General features: G+C 69.6%; 13 protein-coding genes. 7 read left to right on the top strand and 6 right to left on the bottom strand.

Going from position 1 to position 23604, the window contains the following annotated elements; genetic code table 11:
• Nucleotides 1–2: 2 nt before the first annotated feature.
• The 6 genes from gspG to IAI58_RS03960 are packed head-to-tail and all read right to left on the bottom strand — an operon-like array spanning nt 3 to nt 10245.
• Nucleotides 3–443, bottom strand: coding sequence for a type II secretion system major pseudopilin GspG (gspG, locus tag IAI58_RS03985; RefSeq protein ID WP_237182908.1), 441 nt, complete (start codon nt 441–443; stop codon nt 3–5).
• Between the two features lie 13 nt (nt 444–456).
• Entirely contained in the window at nt 457–1890 is a 1434-nt protein-coding gene (locus IAI58_RS03980; RefSeq protein ID WP_207446940.1) for a c-type cytochrome, read from the bottom strand.
• Nucleotides 1878–2495 carry an SCO family protein gene (locus IAI58_RS03975; RefSeq protein WP_207446942.1) on the bottom strand — a complete coding sequence of 206 codons (618 nt, stop codon included), beginning with the start codon at nt 2493–2495 and terminating at the stop codon, nt 1878–1880. Before IAI58_RS03975 ends, IAI58_RS03980 begins: the two co-directional genes overlap by 13 nt.
• Before the next feature lie 3 nt (nt 2496–2498).
• Nucleotides 2499–3122: an SCO family protein gene (locus IAI58_RS03970; protein ID WP_207446943.1), complete on the bottom strand. Its 624-nt coding sequence runs from the start codon at nt 3120–3122 to the stop codon at nt 2499–2501.
• On the bottom strand, nt 3119–4993 hold the full coding sequence (locus IAI58_RS03965) for a YncE family protein (protein WP_207446944.1): 1875 nt from the start codon (nt 4991–4993) through the stop codon (nt 3119–3121). Before IAI58_RS03965 ends, IAI58_RS03970 begins: the two co-directional genes overlap by 4 nt.
• A gap of 35 nt (nt 4994–5028) precedes the next feature.
• A complete protein-coding gene (locus IAI58_RS03960) occupies nt 5029–10245 on the bottom strand; it encodes a cupredoxin domain-containing protein (protein ID WP_207446945.1) in 5217 nt (1738 codons plus the stop codon).
• A gap of 415 nt (nt 10246–10660) precedes the next feature.
• Here IAI58_RS03960 and IAI58_RS23250 point away from each other — a divergent pair, with 415 nt between their 5' ends.
• From IAI58_RS23250 to IAI58_RS03925, 7 genes are all read left to right on the top strand, one after another.
• Entirely contained in the window at nt 10661–15961 is a 5301-nt protein-coding gene (locus IAI58_RS23250; RefSeq protein WP_207446946.1) for a calcium-binding protein, read from the top strand.
• Between the two features lie 268 nt (nt 15962–16229).
• A complete protein-coding gene (locus IAI58_RS03950) occupies nt 16230–16787 on the top strand; it encodes a prepilin peptidase (protein WP_207446948.1) in 558 nt (185 codons plus the stop codon).
• Complete coding sequence (locus IAI58_RS03945) at nt 16772–18478, top strand: GspE/PulE family protein (RefSeq protein ID WP_237182907.1); 1707 nt, start codon at nt 16772–16774, stop codon at nt 18476–18478. Before IAI58_RS03950 ends, IAI58_RS03945 begins: the two co-directional genes overlap by 16 nt.
• A 3-nt stretch (nt 18479–18481) precedes the next feature.
• Nucleotides 18482–19714, top strand: a complete 1233-nt coding sequence (locus IAI58_RS03940) for a type II secretion system F family protein (protein WP_207446950.1) — start codon at nt 18482–18484, stop codon at nt 19712–19714.
• Nucleotides 19711–21969, top strand: a complete 2259-nt coding sequence (gene gspD, locus IAI58_RS03935; protein WP_207446953.1) for a type II secretion system secretin GspD — start codon at nt 19711–19713, stop codon at nt 21967–21969. The genes IAI58_RS03940 and gspD overlap by 4 nt, the downstream gene beginning before the upstream one ends.
• Nucleotides 21947–22786 (top strand): type II secretion system protein GspK, encoded by an 840-nt coding sequence (locus IAI58_RS03930; RefSeq protein WP_207446955.1) that lies wholly within the window; start codon nt 21947–21949, stop codon nt 22784–22786. Before gspD ends, IAI58_RS03930 begins: the two co-directional genes overlap by 23 nt.
• 195 nt (nt 22787–22981) lie before the next feature.
• On the top strand, nt 22982–23596 hold the full coding sequence (locus IAI58_RS03925) for a PEP-CTERM sorting domain-containing protein (RefSeq protein ID WP_207446957.1): 615 nt from the start codon (nt 22982–22984) through the stop codon (nt 23594–23596).
• Nucleotides 23597–23604 lie beyond the last annotated feature (8 nt).

The raw sequence follows: 23604 nt of genomic DNA, 5'->3' as shown, positions 1-23604 counted from the left end.
CGCTACCAGCTCGTCACGTCGCGATCCTCCCCCGCGCCGCCGGAACGGTCGTCGGCGCCGAGGGTGAAGAGATCGAAGGCGCTGTGCTCGCCGGGCGCGCGGTAGCGGTAGGAGCGGCCCCAGGGATCGACCAGCTGCTCCGCCTTGCGGACGTAAGGGCCGTTCCAGCGCTCCAGCCCGCCCGGCGCCTGCAGCAGCGCGCCCAGCCCCTCGTCGCGCGAGGGATAGCGGCCGACATCCAGGCGGAAGAGATCGACGGCCGTGATGAGCCCCTGCAGTTGCAGCTTGGCCGCGTCATGCTTGGCGCTGCCGAGATAGCGCATGGCCTGCGGCGCGGCGATGGAGGCGATCAGCCCCAGGATCACCAGCACCACCAGCAGTTCCACCAGCGTAAACCCCGGCCGGCTGCCGCGCCGGGTCCGGCCTCCTTTTTGAAGTCGCACGGCGTCCTCCATCCTACTCGGCAGTCGCTGTCCCGGCCGCGCGCGTGACGGTGCCGGCGCCATCCATCCGCAGGATGGCGATCCGGCCCGCATCGGCCCGCGCTGCCCCGGACAGGCGTTGCTGCGGCAGGGATCCCGTTTCGAAAGCCTCCGGCCCCTCCAGCACGGAGGCCAGCCGTTCACGCGTCAGGCGGCGGCCGCTGCGGCGCATCGCCTCGACGAAAACCTCGCCCGCCGCATGGCCCAGGCGGCCCGGCAGGCCCAAGCGGGCGGCGCCGCTGGCAGCGAAGCGCCGCGCGGCCATGCCTTCCCCCGCCTCCAGCGGCACGCCGAGCGCGACCACGACGGGCTGGCCCGCCGCTGCGGCGGCGGCCTGGATGCCGGCGCCCCCCACCGCCCCCGGCACGAAGAGGCTGATCTGGCCCTGCCGCAGCGTGGCCGCGATCTCGCCCAGGCGGGACGGCGGCAGCAGGAGCAGGATGCCCGTGCTGCCGGCCATGGCGCCCGGCAGCACGGCGGGCGTGACGATGCGCGGATCGGCCTCGGCCGTCTGGCCGACACGCCCGGCGATGGCCTCGGCCAGCCGCTGCTCCGCCGCCGCGCCGGAGACGAGGATCAGCGTGCGGCCGGGCTCGGGCGCCAGCCGCAGCGCCGCCACGCCTTCCTCCACCGCGCCGGGCAGCAGGGCGAAGGAGAGCGGCGAGGAGGCCAGCCCCGCCCGCGCCGAAAGGATGGGCACCCGCGCCCCGGCCGCGACGGCCAGCGCACCCTCATTCGCCTCCCCCGGCAGGGCGGAGGCCAGGGCCAGCACGCCGTCATCCAGCAGCCGGCGCGTGGCGGCGGGCGCCTCGCGCCAATCCGCCACTTCCATCTGGCGCAGCGTGATGCGGCGGCCGAAGACACCCTCCGGCGCGGCGGCGGAAAGTGCCTGCCCGAAGGCGGCGGCGAAGCCCTGCCCCAGCGGCCCGGCGGGGACCAGCAGGCCCAGGCTGACGAGGTCCTCCTCCACCCCCGGCACGCCGCGCGCATCCAGGGCGCGGAGATAAGCCAGCAGCGCCTGCCCGTCCTGCATAGTCAGCGCGTAGCGGGGCATGACGGGGTCCAGGCCCCGCCCGTCCGGCGCCAGCCCCTGCGAGACGGCCCGCAGCACCGAGGGCGCGTCATAGGCCGGGCGCCCCGGCGCGGGCCGGGAGAGGCTGGACCAGAGGACGGGCGGCGGCGTCACCCCGGCCTCAATCCGCCCGCCGCCGCCATCCGCCCCATGGCAGCCGGAGCATGGCAGGGCCGTGGCCGGCATGGTGGCGCCGCGGGATGCCGTGGCCCGCGGGGCCGGGGCGCCGGGGCGCGCGCCGGCGGTGAACAGCGCCTCCCCTTCCTCCGCCGGTCCGGCCTGCACAGGCCCGGCGAGAGGCAGCAGAAGCAACGGGAGAGCCGTCAGCCTGTGCATGCCCGGGCATCCGACACCACCGGCGCGGCCGCCAGATCCGCCAGCTGCAGCCCGGCCGCCTCCGCCTGCATGTCCGGGCGCAGCTTGACCCAGCGGCGCGCCGGGACATTGCCGGCCAGCATCAGCGTGGTGTGGCGGTCCGGGCGCGCCTCATCCACCGTCTGGCCCAGCCGCTGCGCGACATGCCGCAGATCGCCGGGCGTGCCGGTCAGCAGCACCCAGTCGGCGTAATCCCCGAACTTCGCCGCCCAGCTCTTCAGCTTCGCCGGCTGGTCGCGGTTCGGGTCGGTGGTGAGATGCACGATGCGCGGCGATCCGCCGGCCTGCGCCGCCTGTTCCGCGATCGCCAGGCTGCGCGCCGCCAGCAGCGGGCAGGCATCCGGGCAACTGGTGAAGATCCAGCCGATCAGCACGGAATGGCCACGCAGCACATCGTCGTAGAAGCGGCGCTTCGCGCCCTCCTGGTCCGTCAGCACGCGGTTGCTGAAGTATTCCCGCTCCCGGTCGTCGCAATCCAGCGCGGCGGCGGGCGCCGCGCGCAGGCCGAGCAACAGGGCCGGCGCGGCCAGCAGCAGGGCACGTCTCGCGGGAAGGATGCTGTTCATGGCTCAGGCTTTCCGGGCCGCCAGCGCGGCCTCCATGGTGCTGACGATGGCTTCCGGCGCGGGCATGCCGAAGAGGCGGCGGATCTCGCCGCCACGGGAATCCAGCACCACGACCATGGGCGCGTGGTCGCTGCCGGCCACTGGCCCGCCCAGCCCCCGCAGAACCTGTTCCAGGGGCTCCTGCGGCATGCTGAGGAAGCTCCAGTCCGGGCGGGCGCCGAAGCGGGCGGCATAGTCGCGGAGCTGCTCCGGCGTGCCGCCGACCGGGTCCAGCGCCAGGCTGACCAGCCCGGCCTGCTCCCGCAGGCGCGGGCCCATCAGCTCCTGCGCCCCGGCCATGGCGGCGGAGATGACGGCGCAGAAGGTCGTGCAGTCCGTGAGCACGAAGTCGATGGCGACCACCCGGCCCGCCAGTACCTCCGAGACGAGGCGGCGGCGGCGGCGCTGCGCATCCGTCACCCGCACATCCGGCAGCGGCGACTTCAGGCGCGTGACGGCATCCGCCTGCGGCACCCTGGGGGGATGAGCATGGCCATCATGCGCCATGCCCCGGCGCGGCATGAAAGCGGCGGCGGCGGCCAGCCCGAGAAGGCCGCGCCGGCCCGGCGGCGGGAGGATGCGGCTCATGGCGCGACGGCCCTCAGCGTGATGTGGGGAAGCGTGCCGGGCTCCAGCCCGAGCGAGCGGGATTCGACATAGAGTTGCAGGATGCCGTCGCGGGGCGGCGTAACCTGCTCGGTTTCATAGAGGCCATTGCCGAGGGGCTTCAGCGGCACCATCGCCTGCCAATGCCCGACAAACTGCACGAGCCGGGCCGAGAGGTCGCCCGCCGCGCGCCAGGCCCCGACATCCTCCGGCCCGTGCAGCTGCACCCGCAGCGCGGTGGGCTGGCCGGCGGGCAGGCTGCGCGTCGCGGAGGCCGGCCATTCCAGGCTGAGGCGGCTGCTCAGCAGCACCGGCCCGTCGCCGCCGACATCGACCTCGAAGCAATGCAGGAAGCCGGCACCCTGCAACATGACCGGGAAGACATAGCGCCCCGCGCCCGGGAAGGTGACCTGGGTCTGGTAGACGCCCGGCTCCGTCTCGCGCAGGCCGTTATCGACGGCGGTGATGGCCAGCGGCCGGCCTCGCGGCGCGCGCAGCACGCCGGAGGGCGCGGCCATGCCCTCCATGTAGACATGCACCATCCGCTCGGACGGGGAGGCGATCAGCATGGCCTCGTCACCCGGCGCGGCGGCCACCATCGGGCCCAGCGCCTCGCCCGGGGTCAGCCCGCCCTCGCCGACGGCGATGCCCGTCACCGCCGGCGTGGCGCCCTCGGCCAGGCTGCCCAGCGCGATCAGTGAGACGGTGGAACCCGCGGCCGACTGCACATAGGCCTGGGTGCCGCTGAAGCCGACGCGCAGCGGCGCGCCGCCCAGGGTGACGCGATGCGCCACCACCCCGCGCCCGAGGTCGATGACGGTGACGCGGCCTTCCGCCGGCTCCGGCACGAAGAGAAGCCTGCCGCCGGGACCGGGGAACAGCCCCGCGGCGCCCGGCGCCACCGGCCATTGCCCGACCACCCGGCCATCCGCGGCCCGGGCGAGCACGCGGCCTCCGGCGGCATCCAGCAGCAGCGCCACATCGGCCAGCGCGGAATACGCGACATCCGTGAAGCCGCCGCCCAGGGCGGGCAGCGGCCACGCTTCATCCGCCGTCAGGGCCACCGCCCCCCGTGACGTCGCGGCGACGACCTTGCCGGCGCCGACCGGCGCCAGCGCATGCGGCCCCGGCCCGGCCGGCAGCCGCGCCTGGACCTCGCCCGTCGCGCGCCCGACCAGGGTGATCTCCTGGGTCGCGCCCTCCGTGCCATCCTGGCCGACCCAGAGGTTTCCACCGGCATCGAGCACGATCCGCGCGGGGCGGCCACCGACCTGCAGCCGGCGGCGCTCGGCCCAGCGCGCCGTATCGATCTCCACCACCTCGCCCTTGTCGGAGACGGAGATGAAGAGCGCGTGGCGGGCGGGATCCTCGGCCCAGCCGCCCGGATGGCCCGCGAGGTTGAGGGCGGCCAGCAGGCGGGTGCGCGAAGTGCCGCCCACGGGGTCCAGCACCTGCACCGCGCCATTGTCCCCGACATAGGCGACATGCCAGGCATTGAGATCGACCTCCGCCTTACGGCCGAGGCGGTTCTCCAACAGGCTGCGGACGCGGTCCCGGCAGGACATGGCCTGCCCGCCACCGCGCTCGGCCCAGGCGGCGGGCTTCAGCCCGCGCACCGGCGCGCCATCCTCCCCGTTGAAGCGCAGCCGGATTCCGGCGGTCTGGCCGGCGAGGAGCGCCCCGGCGGACCGGGGCCGGATTTCCAGCAGCGCTTCCACGCCGGCGGCGGCATGCCGGCCGGTGAAGGCCGGTGCTTCCGCCCGCGCGCCCTGCCAACTGGCCGCGAGGGCGAGCAGCGAGGCGGAGAGAAGCCCGGCCCGGCCGCGCGGCGGGCGGCGGGAAGGCACCGGCATCGCTGCCGGCATCCCCCGCCCGATGCCCGTCACGGTCATGGCGTCACCCGCAGGATGCCCCAGACCCCGCTGTCGAAGGCGTCCGGCATCTGGTTGCGGAAGAGGTAGTCCCCGACGACCTTGGCAGGGCCGCCGGCCTGCTCGACCACGATGTTGTAGTGCATGCCAGGGCCGATGGCGTCGCGCGTGCCGGTCGCCGGCGAAGGCCGGTAGGCGGCATCGGCGCGCCGTCCCTCAATCCGCTGCGACGGCACGGTGCCGGAGGTGTAAGGCAGGATCGACCAGTTATGCCCATGCAGGTTGAACACGCCGGAGCGTCCATGCCCGCCGGCCTGGAGCAGCCGGAAGCGGATCTCCTGGCCGGCCTTGGTGGTGAAGACCGGCGTCTGCGGGTCACGCCCCACCTGGGTGTTGGAGAGCACATTCGCGAAGTTCAGGCGGCGGGTGATCTCCGGGTTCTCGCCGGGGGGATGGCCAAGGCGGAACCAGAAGGGCTCCGCCCGGTAGTTCACCGCCATGTTGCCGGCATCGATGGAATCCTGGATGCCCTTGCAGCCGGTCTCGGTGATGCTGCGCGGGGTCCCGCCTTCCTCCTCCGGCGTCGCGGCCTCACCGGCGCCCACGGGGCAGACCGGCTTGCCGCTGGCCCGCAGGTTCAGGTCGTCCTGGAACATCAGGGTGAAGTCGCGGAACTGGCGGCCGCCCGGCAGGGTCACGGTCGCCGCCATGCGGGTCGCCGTATCGGTGACCCAGGTCGCGCCCTGCGGCAGCACCACCATGCCGGCGATCAGCCCCTTGCTGCTGTGCCGCAGCTTGTCGGACGGCATCAGGTTGAGGGCACCGAATTCCACCGGCGTCGCCACCAGGTCATTGGCGGAGGTGAGCGTCAGCAGGCCGGCATACCAGCGATAGGTCGTGCTCTGCCCGGGCGGCACAGTCTGCTTCACCGGGCGCACCGCATTCGGCGGCACGCGATTGAGGCCGACATTCAGCCCGTCGTTGCGCGTGACATCCGTGGCGAGCAGCTGCGGGTTGAGCCCGACCTCCATCGAGGGCTTCAGCTGGTTGGCATTGAAGCGCTGCACCACCATCGGCAGCATGTAGAAGCCCTGGTTGGCCGGGGCCACCACCTGGTCGGCCCAGTTGGCCGGCAGGCGGTTGGTCAGTGTGACCTCGATGCAGTCGCCGGCCGCGGCCCGCAGCATCAACGGCTCCACCGGCACGCCGGCCTTCAGCTTGCCGGCGGTCAGGTCGCTGTCCAGCACATACATGGCGCCGCTTGGGTCTGTGATCGGGCCGCGCTGGGCAGCGTAGTTGCCGGTTTCCTTGTTGTAGACGATGCCCTGCGCGCCGATGGCCTGGCTGGCCGCGACCGCCGAGACGGCGTAGCGCCGCATGGGCGCGCCCACCGGGCAGACGCCGTTGAAGTTCGGCAGGTTCTTCACATTCCCCGTCACACCCAGCTGCACCACCTGCCCGTCGCTGAGCTGCTGATTGCGGGGATTGGTGGGCGGGGTGTTGTTGGGCAGGGCCTTCAGGTCGTTGCGCGCATATTCATAGGCGCGCAGCAGGCCCCAGACGCCGTGCCAATAGCCTTCGGCGCTGGCGGAGACGGAGTAGAGATGATCCGTATGCGGGCCGATATCGCCCTCCGGCGCCACGACCGGCACCTCGAACTCGAAATGCTCGGAGATCGCCTGCATATGCGACGACCGCCAGCCCGAGTTCGGGTCGGTGTTGTTCATCAGCCAGCGCATGCCGCTCATATGGACGGGATGCGGCTCCTCATGCGCGCCGACCATCATGCGGACCTGCACGCGGTCACGCCGGTAGGTCCGCAGCATCGGTGTCCAGGGATCGCCCGCCTGCAGGCCCTTGGTGAGATCGGGAAGATCGGTGGGCTGCGCGTTGAACTCCGGCATCGCGCGGGTCACGTCGGAGCGGAAGGCATAAGCCGGGTCGCCCGCTTTGCCAGTGGCCTGCGCGCCCTTGCCGCTGCCATCCGCCCGCGGCGCGTTCGGATCGTAGAGGCGGAGTGCCAGCGGTTCATTGCGGTAGTTCACGACGAAGGTGCCGGTATCCGCGGCCGAGACAGCCTCCGGGCAGGGCGGCGCGCCGCCACCGGGGCAGGTATTCGGCAGTTCCTGCAGGTACGGAAGGCCGATGCGCTTGCGATACGGCGGGTTGATGACGCGCGACGGGTCCGGGATCATCGCCCCGCCCGTATCCATGCCACCGCCGGCCTGATAGGCGCTGGCGAAATCAGCGACCTGCATCACGAATTCCCGGTAGGATTCCGCGGGATTGGGCGTGATCACACTCGCCATCCAGCTGGTGGGGCCGCCATCGCCCCGGGCAGCGTTGTTGATGGCCCTGCCGGTCTCGGGATGCGCCCAGGTCGTGCCCTTCGGCGCGATCACCAGCGCCCCATAGAGGCCGTTCTGCTGATGCGTCGATGGCCCGAAATGGTCATGGGTGAAGACGGTGCGGAGGGTATTGTCCTTGCCGGACTGCGTGGTGACGGGGTCGGCGTACCAGCGCTGGACCGTCGCCTGCGCGCCGACCCAAGCGCCATTGGGCCCTTCCCCGAAAAAGGGATGCGCACGCGCCACCGGGCAGTTGCCGCCTTCGGCCGCCTCGGCGCAGGCATAGCGCTTGCGGATGGCATGCACGCGCTCCCGCACCTCGGTCGGCCCCATGGTGCCGTCCTCGTAGTTCCAGCCATTGGAGGAGCCGTCGGCGCTGGTGACGTCGAACTTCACGAGGTGAATATGCTGGCCGACAATATCGGTGGGCGTCCGCACCTGGTAGTCGTCCAGCGAGCTGACGGATTCGATCAGGTTCGCATGGTGATACTCGATGCATTCACCCGAGTTCGCGCGCATCACCAGTGGCTCCGGCGCGCGCGTGCCGCCGATCGTGGCCTGCACGTCATTCCAGAGGGCAAGCAGGCGTCCCTGCGGATAATGCCAGCCCGCGCGGTTCAACTTCAGGCGCATCTGGAAGGCGGCGCCCTTGTAGACGCGCGGCGTATCGGCCCCCGGCACGGCCTGGCCGTCATCCAGCACGCAGGGGTCAGCGAAAGGCGCACCGCGCACTGGCGGCCGGCCATTCGTGATGAAGCTGCGCGTCTTGCCTTCCGGCGTCACGCTCGTATGGGTGCGAAGCGAATGATAGGCCATGGCGGCCAACTCGGACGGCACGCCATCCTCGGCCAGCCAGCGGATCTCCAGCTGATCGCTGACCTTATCCAGGTCATGGCGGGTCAGCTGCGCCACCCCCTCGCCCCCCGTCACGACATGGCGGCGCAGGCCGCCGTTGAAGATCGTATCCAATGGCGGCCGCGGCGGACGGTGCCCGGCCTGACCCGGGATGAAGAAGGGGAAGCCGGGATTATCTGCCGCCGTGCTGCCGGCCGCCATCTCCACCTTGCCGGTCGCGGCATCGACATGCACGGGCGCCGGCAGCGGCGCCAGGGCCATGGTCGGCATCGGCACGATGGCGGGAATGGCCGTGCCGGCCTTGATCTCGCCATCCGGGAGCGCGCGGTTGCCCTCGGCCTGGCTGAAGTTCTGATCCACCCGCCCGGAGGCGTCGAGCTTCGTGCCCTGCTCGAAGACGTCGTGCACCCGCCACAGGCCCCACATCCCCTGCGCGAAATGCGGATAGAGGTGACAGTGAAAGATGCTGTCGCCCACCGTCTGGTTGCGGTTGCCCGAACCATTGAAGGCGATCTCATAGGTATAGCCGGAACCTGGCGCGATCAGCTGGCTGTCCAGATAGGCAGAGCCTTCCTGTTCCGGATTGTAGAGCCACTGATGCGCGTGCAGGTGGAAGATATGCGCTTCCTTGCCGAAAGACAGGTTACGCAGCATCACCCGGTCACCCAGGTAGCTGCCAAAGGTATTCGAGGGGTCGTCCGGGTAGAGTGCCCGGGTCGAGATGGGCGCATCCGGCGCGCGGCTCTGGTTGTCGGAGCCAAGCTGCGCATTGGCGGGCACATCCACCACCAGCGCCGGATCGCCGCCGGCCCAGGCGGTCAGGAAGAATTCCTCGTATTTGCACTCCGCGCATTGCGCGGTGGGGCCCAGGCCGAAGCGATTGGCCAGGATCTGCGAGCCCGCGCCCGTGATGCCGTAATTGATGCCGAAGCCATCGCGCACGCTGTGCAATGTGTGGCCGAGCGCCGCTTCCTCGAACTGAGGAAAGGCCTGGATCGACTTCACCTCGTCATGGAAGGCGAGGACGAATTCACGATAGGGGTCCCGCCGGTCGCGCGTACCGGCCTCCGGCCCCTGCTCCGTATTGCGGTTCGGCTCCAGCACCGGGTTCGGCACGAAGCTGCCCTCGGCGAAGCGGCCGCGATTGGGATCGTTAACAGGGGCGCTCAAATAAGGGCCGGTGATGATGGCGCGGGTATCGCCATGCATGATCCGGTTGCCCTGCAGAATCGCCAGGATCGGCCGCCCCGCCCGCGGATGCCCCGACGGATAGACCGCGCCGTAGTTGATCCTGGGATGACCGGTGGGCAGGGTGCCTTCCGTCGCGAGGTCCAGATCGGCCCGGCTGACCTGGCTGCGATACCATTCCGCGCCCTTCGGCTGCACCGCGACGGCACCGAACATGCCGAAGGCCAGGGAGCCGATATTGCTCTCGCCCCCGGACTGCGAGGCCGGATTGTACATGCCGAAGATACCCTCACGCGGGGCATGCAGCCGATAGGTCGTCTTGCCGCCGGAAGGGACGGTGCTGGCGGCATTGGCGCCGACGGCGGCGCCGTCATCCGCGATCGAGCCGACATAATTCAGCCCGGCGACATGCAGGCCTGCGGCACGCGTGGCCGGCTGGTCAACCGAGATTCCGGGAACCGAAATGGGCCTGCTGTTCAGCAGGTTCTCGAAATTGACCGTCAGGCAGTCGCCGGCATTCATCCGCAGCACGAGCGGCCGCGGGCGCTTGTCGTCCCTTAGCCTGACCTGACCGGCGGAAAGCGCGGCACCGCCATTCATGCCGACCACGTCGTCCCGCAGGGCATAGATCATGTAGCCGGGATGATGCGAGCCATAGCGGTTGAACTGCACCGCCTGATCCAGCGCGACCACATCGGCGGTCAGTTCGCGGGCACAGGACAACCCCTGCGCTTCCACAGGTCCAGACATGGCGAAACTCGCCAGCATGCCCAGGGAGAGCAGCGCGCCTAGTCCACCTGCTTTGGGACGCAAGCCACCAGGATTTGACACCGTCTCGCTCATCTTTCCCTCCGGCTCTACTGGTGAATAACCAATCCATATCCCGGAATAATAACTTTACTTTCTGATCAGAAAACAACGCAGGCGCGTTCAATCACACCGTTGAATTCATTGATCTTTTTTCATGATCGTTTGTATTCAAAAACGTTTGAACGTTTTCTTTGGTTTGGTAAACCTGCACGAAGGCTTACAGGAATCCAAGCCGTAAAATCAGGTTAAACTGTTGATTGACCGATATGTATTCGGCGTTTCTATTAGTAAGTATTCGCGCTGCCCAGGCAGCACAGTTGTTTCTTTCATGTGTTTAGACCCGGGAGGAGCCGGAACCATGGTTCCGTCACAAGAGGCTGATCACGAAAAACTGAACTTCAGGACCCGCAACCATCCACGCATTACCGTCGAGGGGGAGATCTGAGTCATGGCGACACCAAGCGCATGGGGCCGTATGCCTTACGAGGTAACGAACGGCTTCAAGATTCACGCCAATACCGCTGACATTCTGGAAAGTGCCCCGGCGGTCGCCGATAACTCGGGCGAGAATTTCGGGATCGCCTATCGCTCCACCACCGTGCCGGTGGCGGGGCAGCCAGCGGTGCAGAGCATCCGCTTCCAGGCCTTCGACCATGTCCTTGGCCCTCTCGACGAAATTCTTCCTGGCCCTGTCACCATGGATGACGGGCGAGGGAATATTCTAAGCGGTCCCTCCATCACCGGCTGGGGCGATGGCTTTGCAGCGGTCTGGCAGGAACAGGCAGCCGCGGGCGAACCCATTCTGCTGAAGGCGCGCGTCACTGGCCCGGTTGGGCTGGTGGGTGGCGAATTCGCGCTTTCAATTCCGGCAGGCAGCCTGCCGAATTTCCGGCAGCACAGCGTCACCCTGACGCCCCATGAGAAGATCCTCGGCCCCGATCCCGCGGACCCGGACCGTGACCTCACGGCGATCGGCTTCACGGCCGTCTGGGTCGAGGAGGCGGACGGCCTGCCTCCCACGATCCGGATGCAGCGCTTCGAACTGGTGCCGAACGCCCTGGGGGAGCCCACGGCCGTCGCCGCGGCCGGCGCGGATGCCGAGGCGGGCACCACCAATGATAACGGTACCACCACCATTGGGCAGGGCATCAATCCTTCCGCTGTGATGCTCCATGACGGCGAGATGGCGATCATCTGGACCAGCGCGGATGGCCAGAGGCTGCACGGCCAGGTCCGCAGCGCGACCGATGGCCAGCCCATGCCCCCGCCTGCCCTGCAACTGGACGCAGCCCTTGCCGGGCATCAGATCGTCCCCGGCCATGCGCCGCATCTGGTGTCGCTGGGCGCCGGCAATTTCGGCGTTTTCTGGGTGGCGGTGAAGGATGGTGCAGCCGCGCCGACGGACCTCGTCATCAAAGGCCAGACCTACGTCCTCGCCGATGGCGCGGCCACATGGGTGCCCGGCGTCATCCGCACCATCGTGGACCTGCCTGAAGGCAGCTACAATGGCCAGTTCAATGTCACCGGCCTCGGTGAGGCCAATGAGGGTGGCGTGGTGTCCTTCGGCACCACCGACGGCCGCATCCTCATGCAGAGCTTCGACGGCAATGGCGTCCCGCCGGCCACCCCGGCCTATGAATCGGTACTGGACGCCGCCGGCGGCAACGGGCAGCACAGCCTCGCCACGCTGGTCAGCGACCGCGCCGTGGTCGTCACGCAGAATGAGTTCGGCGACCTTGTCGCGCAGATGGTCGATACGCGAACGCCTGGCCAGAAGATCGTCGGCGACCGCGTCAGGCCGGACGGGAGGGTGGATGAACGCCCTGACCTGATCGTCGGCACGATCGGCGATGACACGGTCGTCGCGGACCGCGGTGACACGCGCAACGGCAGAAGCGACACGGACACTGTCCATGCCGGCATGGGCAATGACATCCTCTATGGCGGCGGCGACAACGACCTGTTGGATGGCGGCGATGGGGCGGATGTCGCAGCCTATCGCACCTCCCGGGAACGCTACTCCGTCACCCTCAATGGCGATGGCAGCTATACCGTCAGGGACATGCGCCTGACGAATGGCGGCCGCGATCCCGGCCCCGATGGCGAGGACAGGATCAACGCCGTCGAGCAGCTGGCTTTCGGCGCCACCATCGGCACCGCCCCCGCGGGCGATGCGCTGAGCCTCCAGAACACCGTCCGGGTCTCCATGGACCTGTTCTATCAGGCCCTTCCCCTCCCGACCCCTTCGGTACCCGAGGGCACTCCGCAACCCTGGGGCCTCGATTCAACCGGGGGCTTCACGGTCAATGTCGGGCCTGGCCTGGGCGATCCCACGGTGGGCGCGCAGACCTCGCCCATCGCCGTGGCCATGGAGGAAAGCTTCGGTTTCGTCTGGCAGAGCGGGAACAACGTCTACCTGAAGGCCTATAATCCGCTTGGGCGGCATGACCCTGAATTCGGCGACGCGCAGCAGATCTTCAAGCTGGATATCGACCCGCAGGACGTCGTGGAGAAGCAGATCTCCGGCGTGGCGGCCAGCATGGCTGGCGATCTCGGGGTCGTCGCCGTCTGGCAGCAGACAGATGCCGACGGTACAGCCGTCATCAAAGGACGGCATACCGCCGCCGTCGGCGGCCTGAGCAATTCCGGGGCCGAGTTCCAGGTGGAGCTGACGCCCGGCCTGTTGCAGCGCGATGCCGCGGTGGTGGGCTACGAGATCGTGGATGCCGCCAACGACACGGTCGAGTTCGGCTTCAACGTCGTCTATACTGCGGTATCCGGAAGCGGTGCGTCCGGGCAGATCCTGCTGGACCGCTTCGTCATCCCCGTGGATGCCAACGGGCTTGAGCAGGCCCCCGTCTCCCGCCCCGTCAATGATGACGACACCGGCCATTTCGTCATCGCCGAGGACGGGCGGGACGCGGCCGTGACCTCGCTGCATGATGGCGAACTCATCATCAGCTATGTCAGCGGCAATCAGGTCAAGGCGGCCGTTCTGAACCCCGTCACCACAGGCAACGTGACCACCTTCGAGGACATGGTGACGGTGGATCTGGCCAACCCGATCAAGGCCGGGACGAAGGTGCAGGTGGCCGGGCTGACCACGGGCTTCCTGGTCGCCTATCAGGGCGAGGACGGGCGCGTCCAGGCCCATGTCATGACGCCCGGCGGCGAGAACGGCTGGACCGCCACGGCCAGCATCGCGCAGCTCACGCTGCCGGCCAATGCGACCGGCGTCTTCCATGTCAGCCCGACGGCGGAGGACGACCTCGGCACCGGCTTCGTCATCTACTACGAGGTCCCGGCCGGCGCGGGCACCAGCACCGTGCGCGGCCAAGTCTATGGCCATGATGGTCAGCCGATCGGCGGTGACTTCAACGTCTTCATGGAGGACGGCTCGGCACTCTCCGGCGCCGGCTTCTCCGCCGCCGGCCTCGGCGACGGGCGGCTGGTGATCGCCGGCGCCGGCCAGAGCACCGATGGCCTGGATACCGATGGCGCGATCGTCGCCCGCGTGCTCGATACGCGCATCCCCGGCGAGCAGATCATCGGCCCGCGCGACGGCGCGCCACGCGACCTTCTCGTCGGCACGGCGGGGGCGGATGCCCTGGATGGCCGCGAGAATGACGACGAGGTGCATGGCGGGCTCGGGAACGACTTCGTCATCGGCGGCAGCGGCAACGACGCCCTTTTCGGTGAGGACGGCAGCGACACGCTGATCGGCGGCAGCGAGAATGACACGCTGGACGGCGGTGCCGGCGACGACGTGCTGATGGGCGGCTTCGGGGTCGATATCATGGCAGGCGGCGAGGACACCGATACCGTGTCCTATCAGGGCGAGTTCGCCAGCTTCAGCATCAACCTGCTGGAGGGCAATACCCGCAGCAACCGCAACCCAGCCAACGGCCTGACCACCGCGACCCTGGCCATTGAGGATACCTTCACCGGCATTGAGAATGTCATCGGCGGCGAGGTCAATGACACCATCACCGGCGATGCCGCCAGCAACAGCCTGTCCGGCCGGGGGGGCAACGACACGATCGATGGCGGCAATGGCGACGACGCGCTGGACGGGGGCGATGGCAACGACACGCTGAACGGCGGCGGCGGAACCGACACCATCAGCGGCGGCGGTGGCAACGACACGATCGATGGTGGCGAAGGCACGGCTGACAGGGTGCAGTTCAGCGGCACCCGCGCGGCCTACAACGTGACCTACAATGCGCAGACCACCGTCTTCACCATCGCCCATCTCGGTGGTGGCGAGGATGGCACGGATCTGGTCAGGGGCGTCGAGTTCTTCGACTTCGCCGATGGCCCGGTCACGGCGGCGGCGCTACGGAACAATACCAACCCGACGCCGGGGACCCCCCAGACGATCGTCGGCACCGCCGGCGCCGACAACCTGCGTGGCACCGCGGGAAACGACAAGATCATCGGCCTCGGCGGCAATGATATCCTGTCTGGCCTTGGCGGCGACGACATCATTGATGGTGGCGCCGGCGCCGACACTCTGGATGGCGGTGCGGGCGATGATTTCCTGAATGGCGGCAGCGGCCAGGATACGCTGCTCGGCGGTGGCGGCAACGACACGCTGAATGGCGGCCTGGCCGTCGATACCCTCTTCGGTGGTGCCGGGGTGGATATCCTGAATGGTGAGGACGGCAACGACAGGATGTTCGGCGAGGCCGGCAACGACACCCTCGACGGCGGGCTGGGCGCCGATACCATGTCGGGCGGACTCGGCAATGACATCTATATCGTCGACCGCGCGGCCGATATCGTCAGCGAGTTCCCTGACGAGGGCACGGATACGGTCCGCAGCACCGTCACCTACACGCTGTCTGCCAATGTGGAGAATCTGCAACTCCAGGGCGACCTGAACCTGAATGGAACGGGCAATGCCCTCGCCAACAGCATCACCGGCAATGCCGGCGATAACGTGCTGAACGGCGGCGCCGGCAACGATACGCTGACGGGCGACGCGGGCAACGATACGCTGAATGGCGGCGCCGGCGCCGACCGGATGGTGGGCGGCACCGGCGACGACCTCTATGTCGTGGACAATATCGGTGACACGGTCGTGGAGGCGCTGGGCGAGGGCACCGATACCATCCGGGTCTCGGTCACCGTGGCCGGCACCACCTTCGCCCTGGCCAATACGGTGGAGAACCTGACACTGGTCGGCAGCGCCGCGCTGAATGGCACGGGCAATGCCTCCGCCAATGTCATGATCGGAAATGCCGGGGCCAACACGCTGCTCGGCCTGGGCGGCAACGACGAGATCCATGGCGGCGGCGGCGCCGACCGGCTGGAAGGCGGCGCCGGCAATGACGTGCTGGGCGGCGACAATGGCAATGACGTCATCTTCGGTGATGCCGGAAGCGACATCATCATCGGCGGCCAGGGCGCCGATACGCTGACCGGCGGCGATGGCGCGGATTTCTTCACCTATACCGCCTTCGTGGCGGGGCGCGACACCATCGCTGACTTCATTATCGGGACGGACAAGATCGACCTCTCGGCGATCGATGCCACGCTGGATGGCTTCAATCCGGTCCTGGACGGAACCGACGGCGCCTTCCGCTTCATGGGAACCCAGGGCTTCGCCGGCAATGGCCAGGGTTCGGTTCGTTATGTGGCCAATACAGGCATTGTCCAGATCGATGCCGGCGATGGCGGGCCGGCGGAGATGAGCATTCAGGTCGCGGCCGGGACTGCGCTCGGCCTCACCGACTTCATACTTTAACGGCGCCTGAGGCGGCCGCCCGGATCTCCGCCGGACGGTCGCTTACTATCTGGACAATACAGCCATGATCTCAGCTTTTTTCGCCGCAGCCCAGGATTTGCGGCGCGTGGAAGCCTTCCCCCGGCCGCTCCGATTTACTTTGCCTTCGGTGAGGCGGCCCCCCACTCTTGCGGGGCGATTCAATGGTCAGGCACTGCTCCATGCATATGGCCGGGCATCATGTTCCTGTCTTTTCCTGCGGCGCCACCCAGGCAGGGGTGATGGCTTCATGTTGAGCATTTCCCGCCAGAATGCCGGGCGCCGGGCCATCCCCCTGCTCTGCGCGATGCTCCTCGCCCCCCTGGCGGCGCTGCTGCCGCCGGCCGCCTGGCCGGCCGCTGCCGTCTTCGGCGCGCTGCTGCTGGCCCTCGGCTGGATCGACCTGCGCTCCGGCCTGGTCCATGCCGCGCTGGTCCTGCCCCTCGTGCTGGCGGGCCTCGCCAGCGCCGCCCTGCTGGGCCCGGAGCGGCTGCTGGCCGCCACCGCCGGCGCGGCGCTGGGCTACCTGGCCTTCCGGCTGATCGAAAGCGTCTTCCGGCGGCTGCGCGGCCATGACGGACTCGGGCGCGGCGATGCCTGGATGCTGGGCGCGGCCGGGGCCTGGGTGGGGCCGGGCGGGCTCGCCCCCCTGGTCACGGCCGCGGCCGCGCTGGCCCTGCTGCTGGTCTGGTTGCGGGACCGGCGTCTGGCTCAGGACGCCGAAATCCCCTTCGTGCCCGCGCTGTCCGCTGCCGCCTGGGTCAGCTGGATCCTGGCCGGAGGTGCGCCATCGTGGATGCCGCTCTGACCACCGGGATTTCACAGGCGGAACAGCGCCTGACGCAGCGGCTGCTGGAGCGCAACCTCCTCACCCCACCCGCCCTGGCACGGGCCGAGGAAGCGCGGCGCTCGGCCGATGAATCCCTCATCCCCGCCCTGCTTGCCCTCGGGCTGGTCGGCGAGGAAGCCCTCGCGGCCACGGCGGCCGAGGCGCTGGACCTGCCCCTTCTATCGCGCGATGAATTGCCGCTGGAGGCGCCGCTGCTGGACCGCCTGCCGCTGCGCTTCCTGCGCCGCAGCCACGCCTTCCCGGCCCGGTTGCAGGGCGAGGAGCTGCTGCTGGCCCTGGCTGACCCCCTGGACCCCTTCGTTGTGCAGGCGGCGGCCCTGGCCACGGGCCTGACCATCGCCGTCGCGGTCGCCACCCCGGCCTCCATCGAGGCGGCGCTGGCACGGCTGGAGGAGGCCGCGGCGCCCGCGCCCGCCGTAGCGCTGGACGCCACCGCCGGCACGCCCGAGGACACCGCGCGCCTGCGCGACCAGGCCAGCGAGGCGCCGGTCGTCAGGCATGTGAACGCGATGATCCTGGGTGCCGTGGAGAGCGGCGCCTCCGACATCCATCTGGAGCCCACCGAGAGCGGGCTGCGCACCCGCTTCCGGGTGGATGGCGTGCTGCGGGAGACCGGCATCGTGGCGCCGGCGCTGGGCACGGGCGTCATCTCCCGCATCAAGATCATGGCGCGGCTCGACGTGGCGGAGCGCCGGCTGCCGCAGGACGGGCGGATGCGGCTGGCCGTGCGCGGGCGGGATGTCGATCTGCGCGTCTCCGTCATCCCGGCCCTGGATGGCGAGGGCGTGGTGCTGCGCATCCTCGACCGCGGCGCCGTCGCGCTGGATTTCGAGGCGCTGGGCTTCGCGCCGGAGGAAATCGGGGCGCTGCGCGAACTGCTGGCGCAGACCAGCCGCATGGTGCTGGTCACCGGTCCCACCGGCAGCGGCAAGACCACCACGCTCTATGCCGCGCTGGGCTCGCTCGATCGCGGCCGGATGAAGGTCTGCACCATCGAGGACCCGGTGGAGTACCGGCTCGATGGCGTCAGCCAGGTGCAGGTGCGGCCGCAGATCGGCCTGACCTTCCCTCATGCGCTGCGCGCCATGCTGCGCCACGACCCCGATGTGATGCTGGTGGGCGAGATCCGCGACCCCGAGACGGCGGAAGTGGCGGTGCAGGCGGCGCTGACCGGCCACCTGGTGCTGGCGACGCTGCATACCAATGACGGCCCCTCGGCGGTGACGCGGCTGATGGACCTGGGGGTGCCGGATTACCTGATCGCCTCCGTGCTGCGCGGCGTGCTGGCGCAGCGGCTGGTCCGCACCCTCTGCCCGCATTGCCGGGAGGGCTTCGAGGCACCGCTTCCGCTGGTGGAGAGCCTCGGCCTCGCCCGGCTGTCCCCGGGGCCGCGCCCCATCCTGCTCTACCGCCCCCAGGGCTGCGGCAGCTGCGGCGGGACGGGATACCGGGGCCGCACCACGGTCATGCAGGTCATGAATCTCAGCCCCGCCCTGCGCGGGCTGGTGCTGCGCCGGGCCGATGCCGGCACCCTGGCCGAGGCGGCGGCGGCCGAGGGCATGCCGAGCCTGCAGGAAGCCGGGCTTCGCAAGGCCCTGGCCGGCATCACCTCGGTCGAGGAGGTCATGCGCGTGGTGGGTGGTGCCTGACGGATGGCTGCCCTGCACTCCTTCGACTATGTCGCCATCGCCCCGGACGGCCGCACCCTGCGCGGCCGGGTGGAGGCCGAGGACCAGCGTGCCGCCGCCCGGCGCCTGCAGGAGAGCGGCCACCTGCCCATGGAGGTGCGCCCGGCCGGCGAGGGTTCCGCCATCGCCGGCTTCCGCATGGCCGGCGACCTGCGGCTGCGCCCGCGGGAGCTGGCGCGGCTGACACGCGGGCTCAGCCTGCTGCTCTCGGCGGGCCTGCAGCTCGATCTGGCGCTGGAGGCCCTGGCGGGGTCGGAAGCCGCCACGGCGCCCCGGCGCATCCTGCAGGGGCTGCATGACACCATCCGCACGGGCACCCCGCTCTCGGTGGCCGTGGCGGCGCGGCCGCAGGCCTTTCCGGGCTGGTACGGCGCCGCCGTCGCCACCGCCGAGGGCACCGGCAAGCTGCCGGCGGTGCTCGACCGGCTGGCGACCGAGACCCTGCGGCTGGAACGCATCGCCGAGCGCATCCGCGCCAGCCTGGTCTATCCGGCGGTGGTGCTGGCGCTCTCCCTGGCGGTGATGGCGGTGCTGGTCACGGTGGTGCTGCCGGCGCTGGAGCCGCTGTTCTCGGCGGCGGGCGGGCAGTTGCCGGCCTCCACGCGCTTCATGCTGGACGCCTCGGCCTGGCTGCGGGAATGGGGCGCCCTCGGCTTTGCCATCCTGCTCGGCCTCGGGCTGCTGGCGCTGCGCGCCCTCTCCTCCAGCGAGGGGCGGCACTGGCGGGACACGCGGCTGCTGCGCCTGCCGCTGATCGGCCCCCTCGCCTGGCGCGCCGCCACCGCCCGCTTCACGCGGCTGCTGGGCGTCCTGCTCAGCGCCGGCGTGCCGCTGACGGAGGCGCTGCAACACGCGGGCGCCGCCGCCGGCAATGCCGCCATGGCCGCCGGGCTGAAGCGCGCGGGCCAGCACCTCTCCGCCGGTGCCGGCTTCGCCGCCGCCCTGGCGCGGGAGGCGGTGCTGCCGCGCCTGGCCATCACCCTCATCGGCATCGGCGAGGAAGGCGGACGCCTGCGCGAGATGCTGGAGGAGGTCGCCGTCATCCATGAGGAGGAGGCCGAGCGCGCGACGGAGCGCCTCCTCGTCCTGCTCGTCCCCGGCATTACCCTGATCCTCGGAGGTCTTGTTGCAGGCATGGTGCTCACCACGCTGAATGCCATTCTCGGCGCGAATTCCGCCGCCCTCGGTGGCCCGTGAAGAAGCTGATCCTGACACTGGCGACCACCCTGGCACTGGGGGCCTGCAAGGAACCCGAACTGCGGGGTGGCACCGCCTTCGACGATGCCATGCGCCGCCTGCAGCAGGCAGGGCAGCGCCCGCCCGCCTACCAGTCCGCCGCGACCGGCGCCACCATGACAGCCGCGACGGCTGCGGGACCGACCTTCGCCCGGCCGACGGTGATCGACTCCGGCACGCAGCCGCGCGGCCCGGCGCAGCTGACAGCGCCTTCAGGCGCCGTCTCCTCCGGCACCGGGACAGTCACGCTGAACTTCGTGGATGCCGGGCTGGCGCAGGCCGTGCAGGCGGTGCTGGGTGACCTGCTGCGGCTGGACTATACCATCGACCCGCGCGTGACAGGCAGCATCACCTTGCAGACGCAGCGCCCGGTGCCGGAGGCCGCGGCGCTTTCCCTGCTGGAAGCGGCGCTGGAGGCGAATGGCGCCGCGCTGCTGCGTGGCCCCACGGGCTACCGGGTCGTGCCGCTGGAAGCTGCCCTGCAATCCGGCCCACCGGTCAGCCTGGGCATGTCGGGTGTCCGCGCCGGGCCTGGCTTCGGCATCGTGGCGCTGCCCCTCACCCATGCCCGCGCAGCCGACCTGCAACGGGTGCTGCAACCCCTGGCGCCGCGCGGCGGCTCCATCACCGCGGATGAGGCGCGCAACATCCTGCTGCTGGCAGGCACCGGCCCGCAGCTGGCGACGCTGCTGGAAACCGCGCAGAGCTTCGATGTCGGCTGGATCCGGAACCAGTCCATCGCGCTGCTGCCGCTCGATTCCGCGCCCGCCGCGACGGTGGCGCAGGAACTGACCGCCCTTTTCGGCGGCGAGAGCAATGGGCGGGAGGCGCTGCGCGTCATGCCGGTGGCGCGGATGAATGCGGTGCTGATCATGGCATCCCAGCCGCAGCAGCTGGAACGCGTGCGCCGCTGGGTCCGCAACCTGGACGCGGCCGGCCTGGGCAATACGCCGCAGCTTTTCGTCCACCATGTGCAGTATGTGCGCGCGACGGACCTGGCGACGACCTTGCGGCAATTGCTGCAGGGGGGCGGCCGTGGCGCGGAAGGCGGCTCCCTGCTCGCGCCGGGGCAGCCCGGCGTGCAGATGGCGGCGGGTGCCATTTCGCCCATCATGGATGCGCCGGTGGGCGGCACAGGCAGCGCCACGATCCAGGCTGCCCAGGGCGGCGGCGGCGCGGGCGCGGCAGGTGGGGCTGGCAGCGGCGGTATGCCGGCAGGGGCTCCGGCCATCCCCGGCCTCTCCTCGCCTTTTCCGCCGGAAGGCGGTGGTGGTGGGGCCGCCGCCGGGCTGCCGGTCGCGCCGATCCGCATCGTGGCCGATGAGACGCAGAACGCGCTGATCGTCTATGCCAGCCAGTCCGACTGGCGGTTGGTGGAGCGCGCCGTGCTGGTGCTGGACCGCCCGCCCAGCCAGGTCGCCATCGACGCGGTGATCGCAGAAGTGACGCTGAACCAGGGACTGGAATACGGCCTTTCCTGGTTCTTCCGCTCCGGCCGCTTCAGCTTCAACCTCGCGAACAATGCCGCCGGCACGCCGGCACCGCTCTTTCCCGGCTTCAACATCCTCTATTCCGGCGGCGCCGACGCGGGCACGGTGCTGCAGGCGCTGGCGAGCCTGACGGATGTGCGCGTCATCTCCTCTCCACAGGTCATGGTGCTGTCCAACCAGACGGCGCGGCTGCGCGTCGGTGATTCCGTGCCGATCGTGACGCAGCAGGCCACCGGCACCGAAGGCGACGACCGCATCGTCAATTCCGTGACCATGCGCGATACCGGCGTGGCGCTGGACGTGACCCCACGGGTGAATTCCGTCGGCGGCGTGCTGCTCGATGTCGACCAGGATGTCTCCGACGCCGTGCAGACAACGACAAGTGGCATCGACAGCCCCACCATCCAGCAGCGCCGCCTGCGGACCGTGGTATCGGTCCCCTCGGGGGAGACGGTGGCCCTGGGCGGGCTGATCCGGGAAGCGGATTCCGAGACGCGCTCGGGCATTCCCTTCCTCGTCAATATCCCCGTGCTGCGCGAGCTGACGGGTGTCAGGAGCCGTGACCGGCGCCGGACCGAGTTGCTGGTGCTGCTCACGCCCCGCGTCGTGCAGAATACCGAGGAACTGCGCCGCTCGACGGAGGAACTGCGGCTGCGCATGCTCAACATGGCGCCTCGTGAGGAGAGGCGCGCGGTCCGCCACAATGCGACGCCCCCTCTCCGTTAGTCGCAGAGGGTCGGCGCTCGTCTTCGCGCTCTGGATCGCGCTGCTGATCGGCGTGCTGGGAACGGTCGCTTTGCGGCTGGCCGCCCATGGCGCGGGCGCGGCGCAGATCGAGGCCGATCTGGCACAGGCCCGCAGCGCGGCCGAAAGCGGCGTCTGGTTCGCCGCGCATCGAATGGCGACGCTCGACCCTGGCCTGCGCCCGCCGCAGGCCAGCTTCCGCCTGGAACTTGGCGGTAGCCAGGTTGCAGTCCAGGCCACGGACGAGGATGGCCGCCTGGATATCAATGCGGCGCCGGAGCCTCTTCTGACCGCCATGTTCCGTGTCGCCGGCGTGGCGGAGCAGGATGCGGCGGCGCTGGCGGCAAGGGTGGTGGAGTGGCGCGACCCGAATACCGGGCTTCGTATCCGCCAAGTCGGTTCCATGAATGATTCGCAGAACCGCGCCCGCTTCCGCACCGCCGGCGATATCGGTTCCGTCCCGGGCGTAGGCATGGCGCTGGCGGAACGGTTGCGGGACGGCATGACCGTGCATACCGGCAACCCCTGGCCCGCCCGCCTCTCGGCGCCGCCTCTGACCCAGACCATCCTGGCGCAGTTCATGCAGGATCAGGGGCTGGCGCCTTTGCGGCAGGACGGCTTCCGCACCCCTGCCCCGGCACAATCCGGCGCAGGGCGGCGCATGATCCTGCGGATCACGGCCCATGCGCGCCGAGGCATGGTGGACGCCTATGTGACGGCCGTCATCCACGCCACCGCCTGGAAGGGCATGCCCGGCCGCGTACTGGAATGGGATGCCGCATCCCGCCCATCACAATAGCCAAGCTGTCTCAAGGCGGCTTTGAGGATCGATACTGTCCTGATCCGACAGTCCATCTGTCATGGACCTTCCACTCAATACAGAAATTCCCACAAAATCCTTACAAAATCAGCCGCAAAGCCAATTCTACTCGTTGATAAGTCGATATGATGCATGCTCTTCTGTTCTTGCCATTCCGTATCAGGAGCGATTCCGATGCATTGGAAAGCATCAGCTCTGCTCGCTGGAATTCTGATCAGCAGCACAGCCCCATTATCATCAACACAGGCCGCCCTGGCCCTGACATCCTGCCCGGCCAGCTGGGTCGTCAATGGAGCGGCTCTGGTCTATGACGGTCCGGCCAAGCCCGGCGTGATCACCGCCGCCAGCGCCTGCCAGACCCTGACCTCCACCAACGCCACGGAACTGAAGGCGAATATCCCCCGCATCAATTCCACCGCCTTCTTCGGCTTCGATGACTGGGAGACCAATACCCAGATGATGCTGACGAACGACAATTCCACGGGCGTTGACGGCACATGGAGGATCAGGAGCCCCGAATTCGGCCTGTTCGACTACGTCATGGTGTTCAAGTCAAAGGCAGACAATGCCCTGACAGCCTTCCTGATGAATGAGATGTTCGAGAACGGCCGCTGGAACTCGCCGTTCTTCGACAACCACGGCAGGCCTGACGATGTCGAGCACCTGACCATCGCCCGGCGCCCAAGCGGGCCGTATGAGGTGCCTGAGCCCATGAGCCTCGCGCTCTTCGGCGCGGGGCTGGCCGGCCTGGTAGCGATGCGGCGGCGCAGGCGGCATCCGGCGGATTGAGGGCTGGA

The organism is Roseomonas marmotae (assembly GCF_017654485.1).
Classification (GTDB): domain Bacteria; phylum Pseudomonadota; class Alphaproteobacteria; order Acetobacterales; family Acetobacteraceae; genus Pseudoroseomonas; species Pseudoroseomonas marmotae.
The sequence above is the reverse complement of the archived record's forward strand: the minus strand, read 5'-3'. Positions and strand labels throughout refer to the sequence as shown.

Excerpts from the sequence above, each read along its gene's own strand:
- IAI58_RS03930 (WP_207446955.1), top strand. The coding sequence starts at position 21,947 with ATGCGACGCCCCCTCTCCGTTAGTCGCAGAGGGTCGGCGCTCGTCTTC.
- IAI58_RS03975 (WP_207446942.1), bottom strand. The coding sequence starts at position 2,495 with ATGAACAGCATCCTTCCCGCGAGACGTGCCCTGCTGCTGGCCGCGCCG.
- IAI58_RS23250 (WP_207446946.1), top strand. The coding sequence starts at position 10,661 with ATGGCGACACCAAGCGCATGGGGCCGTATGCCTTACGAGGTAACGAAC.
- IAI58_RS03965 (WP_207446944.1), bottom strand. The coding sequence starts at position 4,993 with ATGCCGGTGCCTTCCCGCCGCCCGCCGCGCGGCCGGGCCGGGCTTCTC.
- IAI58_RS03970 (WP_207446943.1), bottom strand. The coding sequence starts at position 3,122 with ATGAGCCGCATCCTCCCGCCGCCGGGCCGGCGCGGCCTTCTCGGGCTG.
- IAI58_RS03960 (WP_207446945.1), bottom strand. The coding sequence starts at position 10,245 with ATGAGCGAGACGGTGTCAAATCCTGGTGGCTTGCGTCCCAAAGCAGGT.
- IAI58_RS03980 (WP_207446940.1), bottom strand. The coding sequence starts at position 1,890 with ATGCACAGGCTGACGGCTCTCCCGTTGCTTCTGCTGCCTCTCGCCGGG.
- IAI58_RS03950 (WP_207446948.1), top strand. The coding sequence starts at position 16,230 with ATGTTGAGCATTTCCCGCCAGAATGCCGGGCGCCGGGCCATCCCCCTG.
- IAI58_RS03940 (WP_207446950.1), top strand. The coding sequence starts at position 18,482 with ATGGCTGCCCTGCACTCCTTCGACTATGTCGCCATCGCCCCGGACGGC.
- IAI58_RS03925 (WP_207446957.1), top strand. The coding sequence starts at position 22,982 with ATGCATTGGAAAGCATCAGCTCTGCTCGCTGGAATTCTGATCAGCAGC.